General features: G+C 73.0%; 16 protein-coding genes and 1 tRNA gene. 9 read left to right on the plus strand and 8 right to left on the minus strand.

Translation table 11 applies throughout. The annotated features are described in order from the left end of the window. The first annotated feature begins 44 nt into the window (after positions 1–44). Genes AB0873_RS04500 through AB0873_RS04510 form a run of 3 tightly spaced genes read left to right on the plus strand, consistent with a single transcriptional unit; the run spans position 45 to position 2,420 of the window. On the plus strand, positions 45–563 hold the full coding sequence (locus tag AB0873_RS04500; RefSeq protein WP_366598386.1) for a MauE/DoxX family redox-associated membrane protein: 519 nt from the start codon (positions 45–47) through the stop codon (positions 561–563). Continuing rightward, positions 556–1,269, plus strand: coding sequence for a thioredoxin domain-containing protein (locus tag AB0873_RS04505; protein ID WP_366598387.1), 714 nt, complete (start codon positions 556–558; stop codon positions 1,267–1,269). Before AB0873_RS04500 ends, AB0873_RS04505 begins: the two co-directional genes overlap by 8 nt. After that, a complete protein-coding gene (locus AB0873_RS04510) occupies positions 1,266–2,420 on the plus strand; it encodes a hypothetical protein (RefSeq protein ID WP_366598388.1) in 1,155 nt (384 codons plus the stop codon). The genes AB0873_RS04505 and AB0873_RS04510 overlap by 4 nt, the downstream gene beginning before the upstream one ends. 37 nt (positions 2,421–2,457) lie before the next feature. Here AB0873_RS04510 and AB0873_RS04515 read toward each other — a convergent pair whose 3' ends face one another. From AB0873_RS04515 to AB0873_RS04530, 4 genes are read right to left on the minus strand one after another with little or no spacing between them, the layout of a single operon-like run. Then, positions 2,458–3,228: an ABC transporter ATP-binding protein gene (locus AB0873_RS04515; RefSeq protein WP_366598389.1), complete on the minus strand. Its 771-nt coding sequence runs from the start codon at positions 3,226–3,228 to the stop codon at positions 2,458–2,460. Beyond that, the gene (gene cbiQ, locus AB0873_RS04520) at positions 3,225–3,995 is read right to left on the minus strand and encodes a cobalt ECF transporter T component CbiQ (protein WP_366598390.1); all 771 of its coding nucleotides are present in this window, start codon (positions 3,993–3,995) and stop codon (positions 3,225–3,227) included. Before cbiQ ends, AB0873_RS04515 begins: the two co-directional genes overlap by 4 nt. Positions 3,996–4,005: 10 nt before the next feature. Beyond that, complete coding sequence (locus AB0873_RS04525) at positions 4,006–4,407, minus strand: PDGLE domain-containing protein (protein ID WP_366598392.1); 402 nt, start codon at positions 4,405–4,407, stop codon at positions 4,006–4,008. Continuing rightward, positions 4,404–5,120, minus strand: a complete 717-nt coding sequence (locus AB0873_RS04530; protein ID WP_366598394.1) for an energy-coupling factor ABC transporter permease — start codon at positions 5,118–5,120, stop codon at positions 4,404–4,406. Before AB0873_RS04530 ends, AB0873_RS04525 begins: the two co-directional genes overlap by 4 nt. 179 nt (positions 5,121–5,299) lie before the next feature. Between AB0873_RS04530 and bcp the strand changes: the two genes are divergently transcribed. The 4 genes from bcp to AB0873_RS04550 all read left to right on the plus strand — a co-directional run bounded on the left by bcp (position 5,300) and on the right by AB0873_RS04550 (position 7,456). Continuing rightward, a complete protein-coding gene (gene bcp, locus AB0873_RS04535) occupies positions 5,300–5,776 on the plus strand; it encodes a thioredoxin-dependent thiol peroxidase (RefSeq protein ID WP_366598395.1) in 477 nt (158 codons plus the stop codon). Positions 5,777–5,806: 30 nt separating this feature from the next. After that, on the plus strand, positions 5,807–6,676 hold the full coding sequence (locus AB0873_RS04540) for a hypothetical protein (RefSeq protein WP_366598397.1): 870 nt from the start codon (positions 5,807–5,809) through the stop codon (positions 6,674–6,676). Between the two features lie 13 nt (positions 6,677–6,689). Next, positions 6,690–6,773 (plus strand) — tRNA-Leu (locus AB0873_RS04545). A gap of 143 nt (positions 6,774–6,916) precedes the next feature. Next, complete coding sequence (locus AB0873_RS04550; protein ID WP_366598398.1) at positions 6,917–7,456, plus strand: GNAT family N-acetyltransferase; 540 nt, start codon at positions 6,917–6,919, stop codon at positions 7,454–7,456. Positions 7,457–7,470: 14 nt separating this feature from the next. On the opposite strand, the gene AB0873_RS04555 is transcribed toward AB0873_RS04550, so the two are convergent. Beyond that, positions 7,471–8,289: an MOSC N-terminal beta barrel domain-containing protein gene (locus AB0873_RS04555; RefSeq protein WP_366598399.1), complete on the minus strand. Its 819-nt coding sequence runs from the start codon at positions 8,287–8,289 to the stop codon at positions 7,471–7,473. Positions 8,290–8,293: 4 nt separating this feature from the next. Beyond that, a complete protein-coding gene (locus AB0873_RS04560; RefSeq protein WP_366598400.1) occupies positions 8,294–9,127 on the minus strand; it encodes a class I SAM-dependent methyltransferase in 834 nt (277 codons plus the stop codon). 273 nt (positions 9,128–9,400) lie between these two features. Here AB0873_RS04560 and AB0873_RS04565 point away from each other — a divergent pair, with 273 nt between their 5' ends. After that, on the plus strand, positions 9,401–10,312 hold the full coding sequence (locus tag AB0873_RS04565) for an LCP family protein (RefSeq protein ID WP_366598566.1): 912 nt from the start codon (positions 9,401–9,403) through the stop codon (positions 10,310–10,312). A gap of 112 nt (positions 10,313–10,424) precedes the next feature. Beyond that, complete coding sequence (locus AB0873_RS04570) at positions 10,425–11,972, plus strand: sugar transferase (RefSeq protein WP_366598401.1); 1,548 nt, start codon at positions 10,425–10,427, stop codon at positions 11,970–11,972. A gap of 80 nt (positions 11,973–12,052) precedes the next feature. Here the strand turns inward: AB0873_RS04570 and AB0873_RS04575 are convergent, their stop codons facing one another. Together AB0873_RS04575 and AB0873_RS04580 are read right to left on the minus strand one after the other, a co-directional pair. Then, positions 12,053–13,525, minus strand: a complete 1,473-nt coding sequence (locus AB0873_RS04575; RefSeq protein WP_366598402.1) for a glycosyltransferase — start codon at positions 13,523–13,525, stop codon at positions 12,053–12,055. Between the two features lie 21 nt (positions 13,526–13,546). Continuing rightward, complete coding sequence (locus AB0873_RS04580; protein WP_366598403.1) at positions 13,547–15,394, minus strand: hypothetical protein; 1,848 nt, start codon at positions 15,392–15,394, stop codon at positions 13,547–13,549. Positions 15,395–15,423 lie beyond the last annotated feature (29 nt).

Genomic DNA, 15,423 nt, shown 5'->3' on the forward strand with positions numbered 1-15,423 from the left:
CACCCGCCCCGGGACGGGAACTTCCGCCGGACGAGGAACGACCAATGACCGTGATCACACCGCGCACCGGCCGCTGGCCCGCCGTACGCCCCTGGGTGGGCGTCGCCGCCCGGCTCGGCCTGGCCGCGGTCTGGCTCCTCGCCGGCGCCTCCAAGGTCGGTGACCTGGCCGGCTCCGGCCGGGCGGTCAACGCGTACCAGATCTTCCCGTACGACGTGGCGACGGTGATCGGCGCCGCGCTGCCCTTCGTCGAGCTGGCGCTCGGCGTACTCCTGCTGCTCGGGCTCGCCACGCGGCTGTCCGCCGGGGTGTCGGTGGCGCTGCTGGTGGTCTTCGTCGCCGGCATCGTCTCGGCCTGGTCGCGCGGCCTCGCCATCGACTGCGGCTGCTTCGGCAGCGGCGGCCAGCTCGCCGAGGGGCAGGCCCCGAGCTACCTCCCGGAGATCCTCCGGGACCTGGGATTCCTGGCGCTGGCCGGCTTCCTGCTGATCTGGCCCCGCACCCCGTTCTCGGTGGACGGCTGGCTGACGAGCGAACCCGCGGTGGAGGACGAGGATGAGTAGTGGCAAGGCCCGCCGGGACGCGGCCCGCGTCGTCCGGGAGCAGATGGCCCGGGAACGCCGGCGCAAGCGGACGCTGTGGGTGTCCGTGGCCGCCGTCGCCGTGCTGGTCGTCGCCGGCCTGATCGGGTGGAGCGTCTACTCCAGCCAGCGCGCCGACGAGTACACCGCGCCGCCGGGTGCCAACGACGCCGGCACCGGCATCGTGTACGGCTCCGGGCCGGTCACCATCGACGTGTACGAGGACTATCTCTGTCCCGCCTGCAAGCAGTTCGAGGAGGTCAGCGGCGAGACGATCGACCAGCTCGCCGACCAGGGCAAGGTTCGGGTGGTGTTCCACCCGGTCGCCTACCTCAACCGCTACTCCACCACCGAGTACTCGACCCGCGCCTCGGCCGCCTCCGGCTGCGCCGCGGCGGGTGGGAAGTTCCGCGAGTTCACCGAGGCGCTGTTCGAGCGGCAGCCGTCGGAGGGTGGCGCCGGGCTGAGCGACGACCAGCTGGTCGACATCGGGGTGGAGGTCGGGCTCGACCGGGACACGTTCGGCTCCTGCGTCCGCGACGACACGTACCACGCGTGGACCGAGCACGTCACCGAGGAGGCCAGCGAGGCCGGCATCACGGGCACCCCGACCATCCTGGTGAACGGGCAGCCGGTCGCCGACCGCTCGCCCGAGGGCATCCGGGCGGCGGTGGAGGCCGTCGGGTGATCCGCACCCTCGTCACCCGCGCCGGCCTGGTGCTCGCCGGTACCGTCGCCGCGACGCTCGCGCTCGCCGCCCCGGCCGCGGCGCACGGGGCGGACGCCCCGGACGGCACCGACTACCGCACCGAGGTCGGCACCGTCACCCCCGCCCGGGCCGGGCTCACCGTCCGGGCCGTGGAGGCCGGCGCGCGCTTGGAGCTGACCAACACCGGGGACCAGCCGGTCGAGGTGATCGGTTACTCCGGCGAGCCGTACCTGCGGGTCGGCCCCGACGGCGTGTACGAGAACCGGAGCTCCCCCGCCACGTACCTGAACCGCACCCTCGCCGGGGACACCCGCATCCCCGCCGAGGCGGACCCGGCCGCCCCGCCGGACTGGCGGCGGGTCGACGGCTCGACGACGGTGCGCTGGCACGACCAGCGGGCACTGTGGCGGGAGTCGACGCCGCCGCCGCAGGTGCGCGCCGCCCCGGACCGGGAGCACCGGGTCCGCGACTGGGTGGTGCCGCTGCGCGTAGACGGCGAGCCCCTGGAGATCCGCGGCACGCTCGACTGGGTGCCGCCGCCGGATCCGTACACCTGGTGGGTGGCCGCGACGCTCGGCCTGCTCGCGGTGGGTGCGCTGGGGCTGCTGCCGGCCGGCTCGACACCGGGCGGGCGGGCCCTCGCGGTGCTGGGCGGGCTCCTCGTCGCCGGTGGGGCCGCCGGTGTGACCTACAGCGTCGGCCGGGAGCTCGACGCCGGGGCGGACGGGCCCGGCGCGCTGCTGCTGGGGCTGCTCGGCGGTCAGGTGTGGCCGCTGCTCACCGGGCTCGGCGCGATCGCCGCCGGGGCGTACGCGCTGGCCCGCCGCCCCGCGGCGGACTTCTCGGTCGCGCTCGCGGGGGCGTGCCTGGCCCTGTTCGCCGGTGTGGCGAACGCGGCGGTGTTCGCCCGCTCGGTCGCCCCGGTCCTGTGGCCGCCGACCATCGCGCGGCTGCTGGTCACGGCCACCCTGGTCACGGGGGCCGGCGCGCTGGCGGCCGGCGCCCTGCGCCTCCACGCCGCCGCCCGGGCCGCCCGCCCCGCCACCCCACCGCCTCTGCCCTCCGCCGCGGACCATGGAGTTGTGGTGGCAGACGAGACGGACGAGAGAAGCGCCAACCGGGCGCCATGACTCCGTGCTCGCCGCGAGCGGGATCGATCCGGTGGGGTCAGCGGGGGGTGGGGCGGGGAGTGAAACCGTAGGGAAGTTCCAGGCGGTGGCGGGACAGCAGCTCCTCGTCGGTCAGGATGTCGACCGTGGGGGCGTCGGCGACGATCCGGCCGGCGTCCAGGATCACCGAGCGGTCGCACAGCTCCAGCGCGTACGGCAGGTCGTGGGTGACCATCAGCAGGGTCACCGGCAGGGCGCGCAGGATGTCGGCCAGCTCGCGCCGGGCGGCCGGGTCCAGGTTGGACGAGGGCTCGTCGAGCACCAGGATCTCCGGGTGCATGGCGAGCACGGTGGCCACCGCCACCCGGCGGCGCTGCCCGAACGACAGGTGGTGCGGCGCGCGGTCCCGGTGCTCGCTCATCCCCACCGCGGCGAGCGCCTCGTCCACCCGGGCGGCCAGCTCGGCACCGCGCAGCCCCAGGTTGGCCGGGCCGAACGCCACGTCCTCCGCCACGGTCGGCAGGAAGAGCTGGTCGTCCGGGTCCTGGAAGACGATGCCGACCCGGCGGCGCACCTCCGCGAGCGTCGCCCGGTCCGGACCGACCGTCAACCCGCCCACCGACACGCTGCCCTCGCTGGCGGTGAGGATGCCGTTGAGGTGCAGCACCAGGGTGGTCTTGCCGGCGCCGTTCGGGCCGAGCAGCGCCACCCGGTCGCCGCGCGGCACCGTCAGGTCGACCCCGTGCAGCGCGACGTGCCCGTCCGGGTACGCGTACCGCACACCCTGGACGTGGAGGCTCGGAGTCGTGGGCTGCACGCCTCCGATCATGTCAGGGCGAGCGCGGTGGCGGCGACGGCGGCCGCCACCGCCGGCACGGTGGCCGCGACCGCCCACTGACCGGCGGTCGCCGCGCCCCCGCCCTGCCACACGACCGGCATCCGCCCGGAGTAGCCGCGCGACAGCATCGCCAGGTACACCCGCTCGCCCCGCTCGTACGCGCGCAGGAACAGCGCGCCGACACCGGCGGCGAAGCCGCGCAGCTGCCACACGAAGCGCGGGTCGTCACCCCGGGACATCCGGGCCACCCGCATCCGGCGGGCCTCGCCGACCAGCACCTCCAGGTAGCGCAGCATGAACGTGGCGATCTGGGTGAGGATCTGCGGGCAGCGCAGCCGGTCCAGGCCGACGATCAGGTCCCGGGTCGTCGTGGTCGCGGCGAGCAGCAGCGACGCGAGCACCCCCAGGGTGCCCTTGGCGAGGATGTTCCACGCCCCGTACAGGCCGTCCTCGGACAGCCGCAGGCCGAGGAACTCGACCCGCTCGCCCGCGCCGAGGAACGGCAGGGCGAAGGCGAACAGGACGAACGGCAGCTCGATCAGCGACCGGCGCAGCAGCCAGCCCGGCCCGACCCGCGCGGCCGCCGCGACCGCGGCGACCAGCAGTGCGTACGCCCCGAAGGCCCAGAGCGCCTCCCGGGGCGTGGCGACCACGGCGAGGGTGAAGGTCACCATCGCCGCGATCTTCACCTCGGGCGGGAGGCGGTGCACCGGCGAGCCGGACGCCCGGTAGAGCGGGTGGGTGTGGCCGGCGCCCAACGTCGTACCCTCAGCCGGCCCGGCCGGCGGGTGCCTGCTCCGGCTTCGCGCCCTCGGCGGCTCCGCTGTCGGCGGCCGGCGCGCCACGGCGGCGGACCAGCCAGAACGCACCGCCGGCCACGGCGAAGGTCAGCAGGACGCCGAGCACGCCGGAGAGGCCGGTGGAGAGGAACTCGTTGTCGATCCCCGCGATGCCGTAGTCGGCCAGCGGACCGCCGAGTTCGTGCTCCTTCTCCTGCTGCGCCGGGCAACTGCCGCCGGTGATGTTGTCGTCGGCGTCGAAGGTGCAGCCCTCCCGCAGCGACGAGTCCAGCCCGTCCGGGTGCGACGAGGCGAAGTTGCTCACCACGCCGGCCAGCAGCAGGGCGACCAGCAGCCCACCGATGACGAAACCCCAGGACCGCTTCTTCACCGGACACCTCCGACAACGGGGACGGACGCCGGCGTGGCCGGCTTGAGGGCGCGCAGCGCGTACACGAGATCGGGCCGGACCTTCGCGACGGTCACCACCGTCGTCGCGGTGATCAGGCCCTCGCCGATGCCGATCAGCAGGTGCGAGACGGCCATCGTGCCGGCCAGGGCGGCGAGGTTGCCGCCGAGGTCGGCGGTGCCGCCGAGCTGGTACTGCACGACGAAGCCCATCGCGGCCACCACGACGCTGACCAGCGCGGACACGAACGCCGTCACGGCGAGCCCGGCCGGCGTCCGCGGCAGGACCCGCAGCAGCGCGGCGATCAGCAGGTACGCGGCGGCGGTCCCGATCACCGCCATGTTGGTGATGTTGAGGCCGAGCATGGCGACGCCACCGTCGCCGAAGACCAGCGCCTGCACGACGAGGACGACCGCCACGCAGAGCGCGCCCACCCAGGGGCCGACCAGCAGCGCGGCGAGCGCGCCGCCGAGCAGGTGGCCGCTGACCCCGGCGGTGAAGATCGGGAAGTTGAGCATCTGCACGGCGAAGATGAACGCGGCGACCAGGCCGGCCATCGGCGCCAACCGGTCGTCCAGGTCCTGCCGGCCGCGCAGCACGCAGAACGCCATCGCGGCAAGCGCGACCGCCGCGAAGGCCGCGGCGACGGGACCGTTGATGATCCCGTTCGAGATGTGCATCGCCAGGGTTTCCACGCGACCTCCCACGCGTCGGCGGGCCCGTCCGCGCCGGCGCCTGTCAGCCTATTGGCCGTCGGTCGCTGTTGCCAGTATCTGGCAACAAGGGATGGCGTTGATCACGAAGCTCGCCGGCTGTCCGGCCGCCGCGCGTCGCGAGCGGGAGGCCGAGCCGGCGCGGCGGTAGGGTCGGGGCCATGACCGCGCCCGCCCGCCTCTCCCCCGGCGACCCCGCCCCCGAGTTCCGCCTCCCCACCGACACCGGTGACACGCTGTCGCTGGCCGACCTGCGCGGCCGCAAGGTCGTGCTGTACGCCTACCCGGCCGCGATGACCCCCGGCTGCACCAAGCAGGCCTGCGACTTCCGCGACTCGCTCGCCTCGCTCCAGGCCGCCGGCTACGAGGTCGTCGGCATCTCGCCGGACAAGCCGGAGAAGCTGGCGAAGTTCCGCGAGCGCGACGCCATCACCTTCCCGCTCGTCGCCGACACCGACAAGGCGGTGCTGACCGCGTACGGGGCGTACGGCGAGAAGCAGATGTACGGCAGGACGGTCACCGGGGTGATCCGCTCGACGTTCGTCATCGACGCCGACGGGAAGATCGAGCGGGCGCTCTACAACGTCAAGGCCACCGGCCACGTCGCCAAGCTGCGCCGCGACCTCGGCCTCGACTGATTTGTCGCACCGGGTCACTACGGTGCGTGCATGGTCCGGTACCGGTACACCCCTGAGGCACTTGCCGAGGCGGCCGCCGCCGCCCGCAGCGTCACCGAGGTGATGCGGCTGCTCGGCGTACGCCTGAGCGGCGGTTCGCACGCGCACATCAGCCGGCAGCTCAAGCGCTTCGGCGTCGACACGTCCCACTTCACCGGCCAAGCCCACAACCGCGGCCGGCGCGGTGAGAGACGTACCACGTCGTCGCAGTTGCTGGTTCGCCTGCCGGAAGGATCCCGGCGTACTCCGGGCACCCGTCCGAAATGGGCCCTCGGCACCATCGGCGGGCCGGAGGAGTGCGAGGAGTGCGGCACAGGGGCAATCTGGCGTGGCCGGCCATTGACTCTTCACGTCGACCACATCAACGGCGACTTCCTCGACAACCGTCCACCCAATCTGCGCCTGGTCTGCCCGAACTGCCACAGCCAGACACCCACGTACGCCGGTCGTAACCGCCGGCCGGACAGCCGGTCCACAGAAGGCGCGGCCGGGGCGGAGGACATCGGGTCGTCCGGGCTGCCACCGCGGGCGCCCGGCGCGCGGCTGCCCGACCCAGAGCAGGTCGATGACCTGGTGCGACAGGTCGTCCGGGGCGAATTGACGGCCGCCGAGGCAGCGCTCCGCATCGGCTGCCACCGGCACCACGTCTACCGCCTGGCGCGCCGCCTCCAGGAAACGGGTACGGCCGCTCCTCGCCGTCGCGGTCGCCGCTCAACCTCCTCACCGGATGTCCCATCCGGACCGCCCGGTCGCCGTCGGCGACTGGGCGCGTGCCCTCCGTTGCATTCGTGCGACGAAGTCCCACCACCCGCGGGCGGTTCGCTCTGCCGGCCTCGCCACCACCGTCGCCCGACGCTCTAGACTCTTCACGCTGGCGGGAGTGGCGTAATGGGCAGCCGCGCAGGTCTTAGGAACCTGTGTCCGCAAGGACGTGGGGGTTCGAATCCCCTCTCCCGCACCGATGACATCTCTCGGCCCGCCTCGGGCAGGCAATTCCGCCTAGGCGGGGCAGCGTCAGGGGCGTGATCGACGTCGGCCGCGTGTGTCGGGCTCGTCACGATCGAGGGCCGCGCGCACGTCCGGCGGGCCAGGATGGCCGGCGTGACTCTGCGCTTCGTCCTCGACCCTGACCTGACGCCCGACCTGCGCGAGGAGATCGTCGCGCTCTGGGTCGACGTCACCAACGCCGGCGGCGCGGTCGGCTTCGTCGCGCCGGTCACCGCCGCCGACGTCCGCACCATCGCCGATCCGACCCTCGCGGGGATCGCCGAGGGCCCGGACCGGCTGCTGGTCGGGTACGCGGGCGAGCGGCTGGCAGCCATGGCGATCTTCACCGACAACCGGTTCCACCTGAAGACCCACTACCGGGTGCTGACCCGGGTGATGGTCCACCCCGACACGCAGGGCCACGGTTGTGGCGTCGACCTGATGCGCGAGGCCGAGCGGGTGGGCCGCCGGCTGGGCTTCCAGGCGCTGCAGGTCACCGTCCGTGACGGGTTGGGCCTGGATCGGTTCTACCGGCGGCTCGGGTACCGCGAGGTCGGCCGGCTGCCCGGCGCGCTCCGGGTGGCACCCGGGGACGACCGCGACGAGATCTTCATGTGGCTGGACCTGACCGGGGCTGTCACGGCCCCGGCGTGAGCCCACCGGGACGGTCACCCGTCCACGACCACCTCGTCGCCCACGGCGACGCGGCCGGTCGTCACGGGTACCAGGTTCAGTCCGAAGAGGAGCTTCTGCCGCACGTTGCGGTACCGCCCCAAGGTGCGCAGCGGCTCCTTGCCGCGTACGCCGGTCTCCTGGTCGGTGGTGGTGACCACGCAGCGGTCGCACGGCCCGGCGGCGCGGAAGCGCACGCCGCCGATGCGCAGCGGCCGCCCGACCCATTCGTCCTCGGCCCAGGCGGTGACGCCCTCGACCACGAGGTTGGGGCGGAAGCGGGTCATCGGCACCGGTGGCTCGCCGGCGTCGGCGAGCCACCCGTTGAGCGCGTCGAGCGAGGCCGCGTTGGCCAACAGCAGCGGGTAGGCGTCGGCGAAGCTGACCTGGTCGCCGGTGTCGTGCTCCCGGTCCCCGGCGGGGATGTGGCGGGTCGGCCGGGCCAGCCAGACCAGGCGGACCGGCCGGTCGAGCAGGGCGCTGAACCAGGCGTCCGCCGCCGGCCCGGCCGGGAGCGCGGGCACCGGCAGCTTCCGGCTGCGGAAGGTGCGGACCGCGACCGGCTCACCGTCGGACGGCTCCGGGACGTCGAGGTCGGGCCGACCGTGGGCACGCAGGGTGAGGCCGCCGTCGCGGGCCTCCGCCCGCACCGCGACCAGGCCGGCGACCTCGCGCTGGGTGACGCCGACGCCGGCGGCGTCGACGACCATCCAACGCCGGTCGCCGGCCAGGCCCCACGGCCGCACCTGCGCGCCGTCGTGGTCGAGCCGGTGACACCCCTTGACGGGGTACGTGTGGATCGCGCTCAGTTGCACCGCCCTACCATGCCACGCCGATACCGTCCCCCGGGTACCAGTGGTTGGCGGGCGTCTCACGGTAGGCGAGGAACTTCCGGCCGGTACGCTCGGCGTGCTCGGCGAGGACGTTGGTGATCGTCACGTTGTCGGTGAGCAGGAGGGCGCCGGGAGCGAGCTTCGGCTCGACGGCGGTGAACTCGCGCCGCTCATGGGCGGTGCTGTGGTCGCTGTCGTGGAGGAAGAGGTCGACCGGCCGGTCCAGGGCGGCGATCGAGGCGAGCGAGTCGCCGATCACCAGGTCCACCACCTCGGACCAGGGCGCCACCTTGGCCAGGTAGCCGGCCTCGGGGTTGATGTCCAGCGAGGTGACCCGGCCGGGATGCCCCTCGGCGGCGTTGCGCAGCAGGGCGGCGGCGAGCACGACGCTGCCCAGGCCCTTGTCGACGCCGGTCTCCACGATGTGCTTCGGCTTGGCGGCGCGCACGATCGCGTACCAGCCGATGCGGCGGGCGTACCGGATCTGCTTGTCGGCGAGGCCGCGGCGCTCGGCGCCGGCGATCGCCTGCTGGAGGTGCTGCCGCAGGTTGTCGTCGGCCTCGATCTCGTCGAGGTACGCGCGGACCTGCTTGACCGGGATGTCGCAGACGACGCTGACGAACCAGGCGAGGTGGTTGCGGCTCAGCGGGGTCAGGTCGTACGTGTAGTTGTGATGCTCGCGGGACTGGACCAGCCAGCGTGCCGAGGTGCTCAGCACCTTCGCGTCGTAGCGGGCGACCGTCCGGAGGCGCTTGGGGAAGGCGGCGACGGGGGCGAGCCGGGTGCGGGCGATGGCCCGACGGAGCTTGATTCGATCCACGGGAGCGTTCTACCAGCCGTGGCCCGCCCGTTGGGATGAAAGTTTTCATTCATGACGCCACCCGCCGCGCCCGGACGGGGGTACGCGGTCGCGAGCCCGACTCAGTAGCATCACGCCATGCCAGATCGCCAGTTGTACGCGGACCCCGAGACCCAGATTCTCGACTTCGATCGGGAACCGGAGCCGACCGGGAAGCCCCGTCGACGGCGTCCCCGGTGGCAGCGGGCCGCCCTGATCACCTTTCTGGTGCTGGCGTTGCTCGGTGGCGGCGGGATGATCGCGGGCGGGTTGTACCTCCGCTCGGTCGAGTCCGGCATCGAACGTGTCGACGCCTTCGAGGGGGTGCCGGAGGAGTCCCGGCCGCAGGTCGTGGCCAAGGGCGCCATGAACATCATGATCCTCGGCAGCGACTCACGCGACCCGAACAACAGCTCCGGCTCCCGGGCCGACACGATCATCCTGGCCCACCTGCCGAAGGACCGGTCGAGCGCCCAGCTCATCTCGATCCCGCGGGACACCTGGGTGAGTGTGCCGCAGTCGCCGCAGGGTCGGGGCGGTCGCGACGCGAAGATCAACGCCTCGTACGCGTGGGGTGGCATTCCGCTGATGGTCCAGACCGTGGAGAAGTTCACCGGCGTCCGGGTCGACCACGTCACGATGGTGGACTTCGCCGGCTTCAAGGAGATCGTCGACGCCCTCGGCGGCATCGAGATCACCGTCGACAAGGGCTTCACCTCGACGCACTCGCTGAACCCGGGCGGCCGGCGGGAGTTCGTCGCGGGCAAGCAGACGATGGACGGGGCCGCCGCGCTGGACTACGCGCGGGAGCGGTACGCCTTCGCCGACGGTGACTTCACCCGCATCAAGCATCAGCAGCAGGTCATCAAGGCGATCCTGGACAAGGCCGCGTCCGGCGGCACGCTGGCCAGCCCGACCAAGCTGAACTCGTTCGTGAAGGCCACGGCCGACGCGGTGGCGGTGGACGAGTCCATGTCCCTGCTGGACCTGGCGATGGAGATGCGCCATCTCCGTAGCGGCAACCTGGGCTTCTTCACCTGCCCCACGAAGGGGACGGGCCGGATGGGCAACGAGAGCGTCGTCCTGGCCGACCTGCCCAAGGCCGAGCGGCTCTTCGACGCGGTCCGTCGCGACGCGGTGCCGGAGATCCTGTCCGCCGCAAAGTAGGAACGTGAACTGACTTGCCGGCTATGGTGGCCGCTCCGCCCCGGTCGTATCCTGCGGTCGCCCTCTGAGTCATGTTCATGTGGCCAAGGGCTTTCACGGGGGAGGGTCCACCATGTCAGGCCAACCGGCGACCAGTCATTCCGTGCACCCGCCGCACCTCGGCGGGCTGTCGCAGCAAGCGGTGGCACCGCGCCACGACGGTGCCGGTGACGAGGGTTTCCTCCGCGGGTTGTCCGCCGCCGGGGTGACCACCGAGCCGGAGGCGGCCGCCTATCGCGCCGGTCTCGACACGACCGCGGTGCTGCCGTACGCCGGGTCACGGGCGTCGTCACGCACGCGCTGGCTGCGGGCGTGGATGATGGTGGTTCCCATCGACGTCGCCGCGCTGCTCGCGCCGCTGGCGCTGAGCCAGAACTACTGGCGCGGGACGCTGGCCAACGCGGTGCTCACGGTGGCCATCTTCGCAGCCGGCGGGCTCTACCGGGCCCGCCGGCACGTGAGCATCCTCGACGAGCTGCCGAGCATATGCGGGCGGCTGCTGGCCTCCGCGGCGGTGGTGGCCATCATCGCCGCGGAACGGCACTCCTCGGTGGAGTACGTCGGCGGGTTCATGCGCGGCGTCGCGCTCTCGGCGGGGCTGGTGATCGTCGGCCGGACGGCCAGCCGGTCGCTCACCAAGCTCGTCCGCAAGCGCCGGTGGGTGGAGCACAACGCCATCATCATCGGCAGCGGGCCCGTCGGTCTCGAGCTCGCCCGGCTGCTGCGTCGCTACCCCCAGTACGGTCTGCGGTTCGTCGGCTGCGTCGACGCCCTGTCGCGCCAGGGCACGGGTGCGCTTCCGCTCAGCGGCACCCTGGACGACCTCGAACACCTTGTCCGGCTGCTGAAGTGCGAGGTCCTGGTCATCGCCGACCCGGACTGCCCCGAGTCGCCCCTCATGGAGACGCTGCTACGGCCGCGCAGCTCCCGCTGCGACCTGTGGGCGGTCCCGCGCCTGTGGGGTTCCCGCTCCCACGGCGGATACCCCGACCACATCGGGGCCATCCCGATCGTCAAGATCGGTGACATCTCGCTCTCCGGACCGCGGTGGGCCATCAAGCGGGCCTCGGATGTGCTGTTCGCCGCGGTCGCCCTGCTCGCGCTGAGCCCGGTGCTGTTGCTCTGCGCCATCGCCACCTTCATCGACGGCGGTCCGGGCATCTTCTTCCACCAGGAGCGGATCGGCCGGTACGGCAAGCCGTTCAAGGTCATCAAGTTCCGGTCGATGCGTCCGGTGGACGAGCGGGAGTCGCAGACCAACTGGTCGATCGCCCACGACCAGCGGGTCGGCCCGATCGGCCGGTTCATGCGCCGCACCTCGCTGGACGAGTTGCCCCAACTGTGGAACATCCTGCGTGGCGACATGAGCGTCGTCGGGCCGCGGCCCGAGCGGCCGTTCTTCGTCGAGAAGTTCTCCGCGGAGTACCCGACGTACGCGGCACGCCACCGGGTCCCGGTCGGCCTCACCGGGCTCGCGCAGGTCAGTGGCCTGCGCGGCGACACGCCGATCTCCGACCGGGCTCGGTTCGACAACTACTACATCGAGAACTGGTCGCTCTGGCTCGACATCAAGGTCGTGCTGCGTACGGTCGCCGAGGTGTTTCGCGGCGGCGGCCGCTGACCGGTCGACCATCGCGACAGCCGAACGAAAAGGGGACGACCCCGGGCGCCACAGGCGCCCGGGGTCGTCCGCTGTTCCCGCTACGCGACGTGGGACTGCCGGACCGGGGCCGGCAGGGGCTCACCGAACGCCACGGCGCGCAACACGTTCGCGTGTCCGGCCAGGGACGCATCCGGCGAGAAGAGGCGGATCGCCTCGTCGCGCAGGCGCTGGCGGGCGGCCGCCCACGCCGTACGCTCACGAACCATCGACGACATCGCCGCGACCAGTTCGGCGCGGTTCTCCTGCGGGCGGTACCGGAGGTCGTTGATCACCGGCCAGTCGACCAGCTCGGCCTTGCCGGCGGGGTTGGCGACCACGTACCCGCGCCGGCCGTCCGCCAGTTGCTCCCTGGCCCCACCGACGTCGGTCATCACCACGGGAACGCCGGCCGCCAGGGCCTCCATCGACGCCAGCGACCAGCCCTCAAAGAAGGAGTCGAAGACGAAGGCGTCCGCCGCGGCCAGCAGGGCCAGCGGGTTGGCGCAGTGGCCACGCAGGTGGATCCGGTCGGCGCTCGGCAGGGACGCGGCGAGTTGCCGGGTCTGCTCGTAGTACAGCAGGTCGTCGTTGGCGCGGCCGGCCACCAACAGGTGCGCCTCCGGGTGCTCGGCCGCCACCTCGGCGAAGGCCGTCACCAGGCCGAAGGTGTTCTTCTGCAGGCAGTACCGCGCCAGCGAGACGAAGAGGAACTCGTCCGTCAGCCCGAGGGCGGCGCGGGCCTGCGCCCGGTCCACGAGGAGAACGCGCGAGGCGTCCACACCGTTCGGCACCGTGACCACCCGGTCACCGGGATAGGCCGGGTTGCGGGCGAGGTACTGCTGACGGACGAGCTCGCTCACCGCGATCTGCGCGGAGATCCGCTGTGCCCGCTGGCGTTCCGGCTCCCAGGCGTGGGGGTGGTAGAGGCGGTGCATGTCGTGCAGCGTCTCCACCCACGGAACGCCGAGTTCGGCGGCCACGTCGAGCAGCCAGTCGTCGGCGTTGTGCGCGCTGATCACATCAGGTTGCCACGACCGCATCCACACGGCGGCGTCCACGGGGGTGAGCAGCTGGGTCGCGACCCCCTCGGCCGCGAGGGCCCGGGCGAGGCGCCCACCCTCGCCCTCCTGGCCGGGCAGGCGCGTTCCCGAGTAGACGACCACGGTCTCGAAGTTGTGGGAGGGGAGCCGCCGGGCAAGGAACGCCGCGACCTCCTCCGCACCCCCCACGTCGAGCACGCTCGCGGCGATGGCACAGCGCACCCGCCGGGAGCCGGCGGACGCGGCGGCGGGCCGTGGAGACGCCGGACGCGAGTCGCCGGCGACCGGCCGGAGGGTTTCCAGGTCACCGACGGCTGCGCCGGGAACCAGCGGGACGGACCAGTCCTCGCTCGGGCCCGCCGTGCCGGCGTCGGAACTGGTGAGTCGGCGCAGGGTGCGCCCGCCCAGCCGGCGGAGTGGCGCCGGGACGACGTGTGCCTGGCGCTGAGCCCAGAGGGCGAGCCGCAGCGCGCGGGGCGGTGTGTCGGTCATGGAGCTGCCCTTCTTCGGACGTCAGACGGCGATCTGTCCCGCACGGCCGTTCCTGCTCGACGGTGGTGGTGAGCCGGACGGCCCGGTCCGCCGATGCGGCTCGCCCGGGTTCCGGAGGAGCGGGACGAGGATCCCGGCCGCCAGGCCCATCACGAGCGGCCACCGGCTCGTCTCGGACAGGAACGGGGCGGTCATGAAACACAGCGGTGCGATCAGGCAGAACCCGGCCGCCGCCCGGACAGCGACATCGCTGGCGGGGTCGCGGAGCCGGGCCAGTCCCGACAGGCCGGCGACCGTGAGGAAGAGGGCCACGAGCACCGGTGCCACCGGGCCGTACCGCAGCCAGTTCTGGAGCAGTTCGTTGTGCACGTAGACCCGCTCGGCCTTGTCGGCAACCAGACCCTTCAGTTGCGGGGCGAGCGGGCCGACGCCGGTCCAGAGGTTCTCCCGTACGTGATCCCACCCGACGCGAAGATCGCTGATGTGGCCGGTCGTCGATGCCGCCTGGTGGTCGGCACTTCCCGGCCCCGGAGGCGGTGACGGCCGGCCGGGTGTCGCCGACGGGTTGGGCGGGGCCGGCCGGGTACCCCCGGTCGCGGCGGGTCCGCCGGTCGCGGCCGGTCCGCCGGTCGCGGCCGGTCCCCCGGTCGCGGACGGGCGGCTCGTCGCGGGCGGGCGGCTCGTCGCGGGCGGGCGGCTCGTCGCGGGCGGTTGCGCGGGCGCCGATGCCTCGCCGGTGGGGGCCGGCCTGCTGGGAGTGACCCAGCGACCGCTCGCGACCGGTTCGCTGCCGCCCAGGTCGAAGCTTCCCACGCTGCGGAGGCCGACGTCCGCAGCGAGACCCGGTGCCGACAACACCACCACCGCCACCACGAACCCCGCGAACGCGAGCTGCTGGAACACCCGCCGCCATCGGGACCAGGCGACCACGAGGACGGTGAGGAGCACGACCAGAGCCGCCAGCCACACGCTCCGGCGGAAGCTGAAGACGATGACCAGCGGCGCCGCGACGGCCACGGCCATGTGCCGCCAGTCCCAGCGCCATTCGGTGTCGCCCAGCATGCCCAGGAACACCGCCGCCGCGACCGCCGGCAGCGCCGAGTCGTAGAAGACGAAGTAGGCGCTGAGCCGATCGTCGGCGATCTCGCCGAGGGGGATGGCGACCGCTGCCGCCACGAGCAGACCGACCAGCGCTGCTCCGACCACTCGGGGCAGCGACTTCCGGTCGTCCGGCAGCCACCGCAGGCTCACACCGACGACCAGCCCGAGAACCAGCAGGACGAAGGGCCGTGCGTTCTGGTTGACGGCCGAGAGGGGCGACTGCCCGTGGAGCAGGCCGCTGCCGGTGGCCAGGACGACGAGGGCCACGGCCAACCCGAGGAGCAACCCGCCGAGGGACCGGAGCCGAGGGCGCTCCACAGGCCACCACCGGGCGACGGCCGCGAGCGCCGCCGTCAACGCGAGCGGCAGAATGACCGGGACCTTCCCGGAGCTGAGGAACACCTGGTGGCCCAGCGTGGTCAGCTCGCCGAAGCGCCCGTTGGGTTTGATCTCCTGGGCGAGCACGGCCACGAGCACGATGCCCATCGCGGGAAGGCGAAGCACGAGGAGAGGCAGCACGACCGCGAGGACGATGCCGACAGGTGACGGCACGGCCCATGCGATGTACGCGGCGGAGAGCAACGCGACCGCGTAGGACGCCCACCCGACCGGGTGCCGCGCGGCGGCGGCCAGGGGGCCGAGGGTACGGGACAGCGGACGCTCCCGGCGCCCCGCTACAGCGCCGTGTTCCGGTCCGGCGGCGTGCCGACGGGGGGACTGGCGGTCGGCGTCGGTGCCCGAACCAGTCGACGTTCCTCTGGAACCCATCGCCGCCTTTGCCCCGTGACCGGTCCCGT

Origin of the sequence: Micromonospora sp. NPDC047707 (assembly GCF_040704235.1) — a bacterium.
Classification (GTDB): Bacteria; Actinomycetota; Actinomycetes; order Mycobacteriales; family Micromonosporaceae; genus Micromonospora.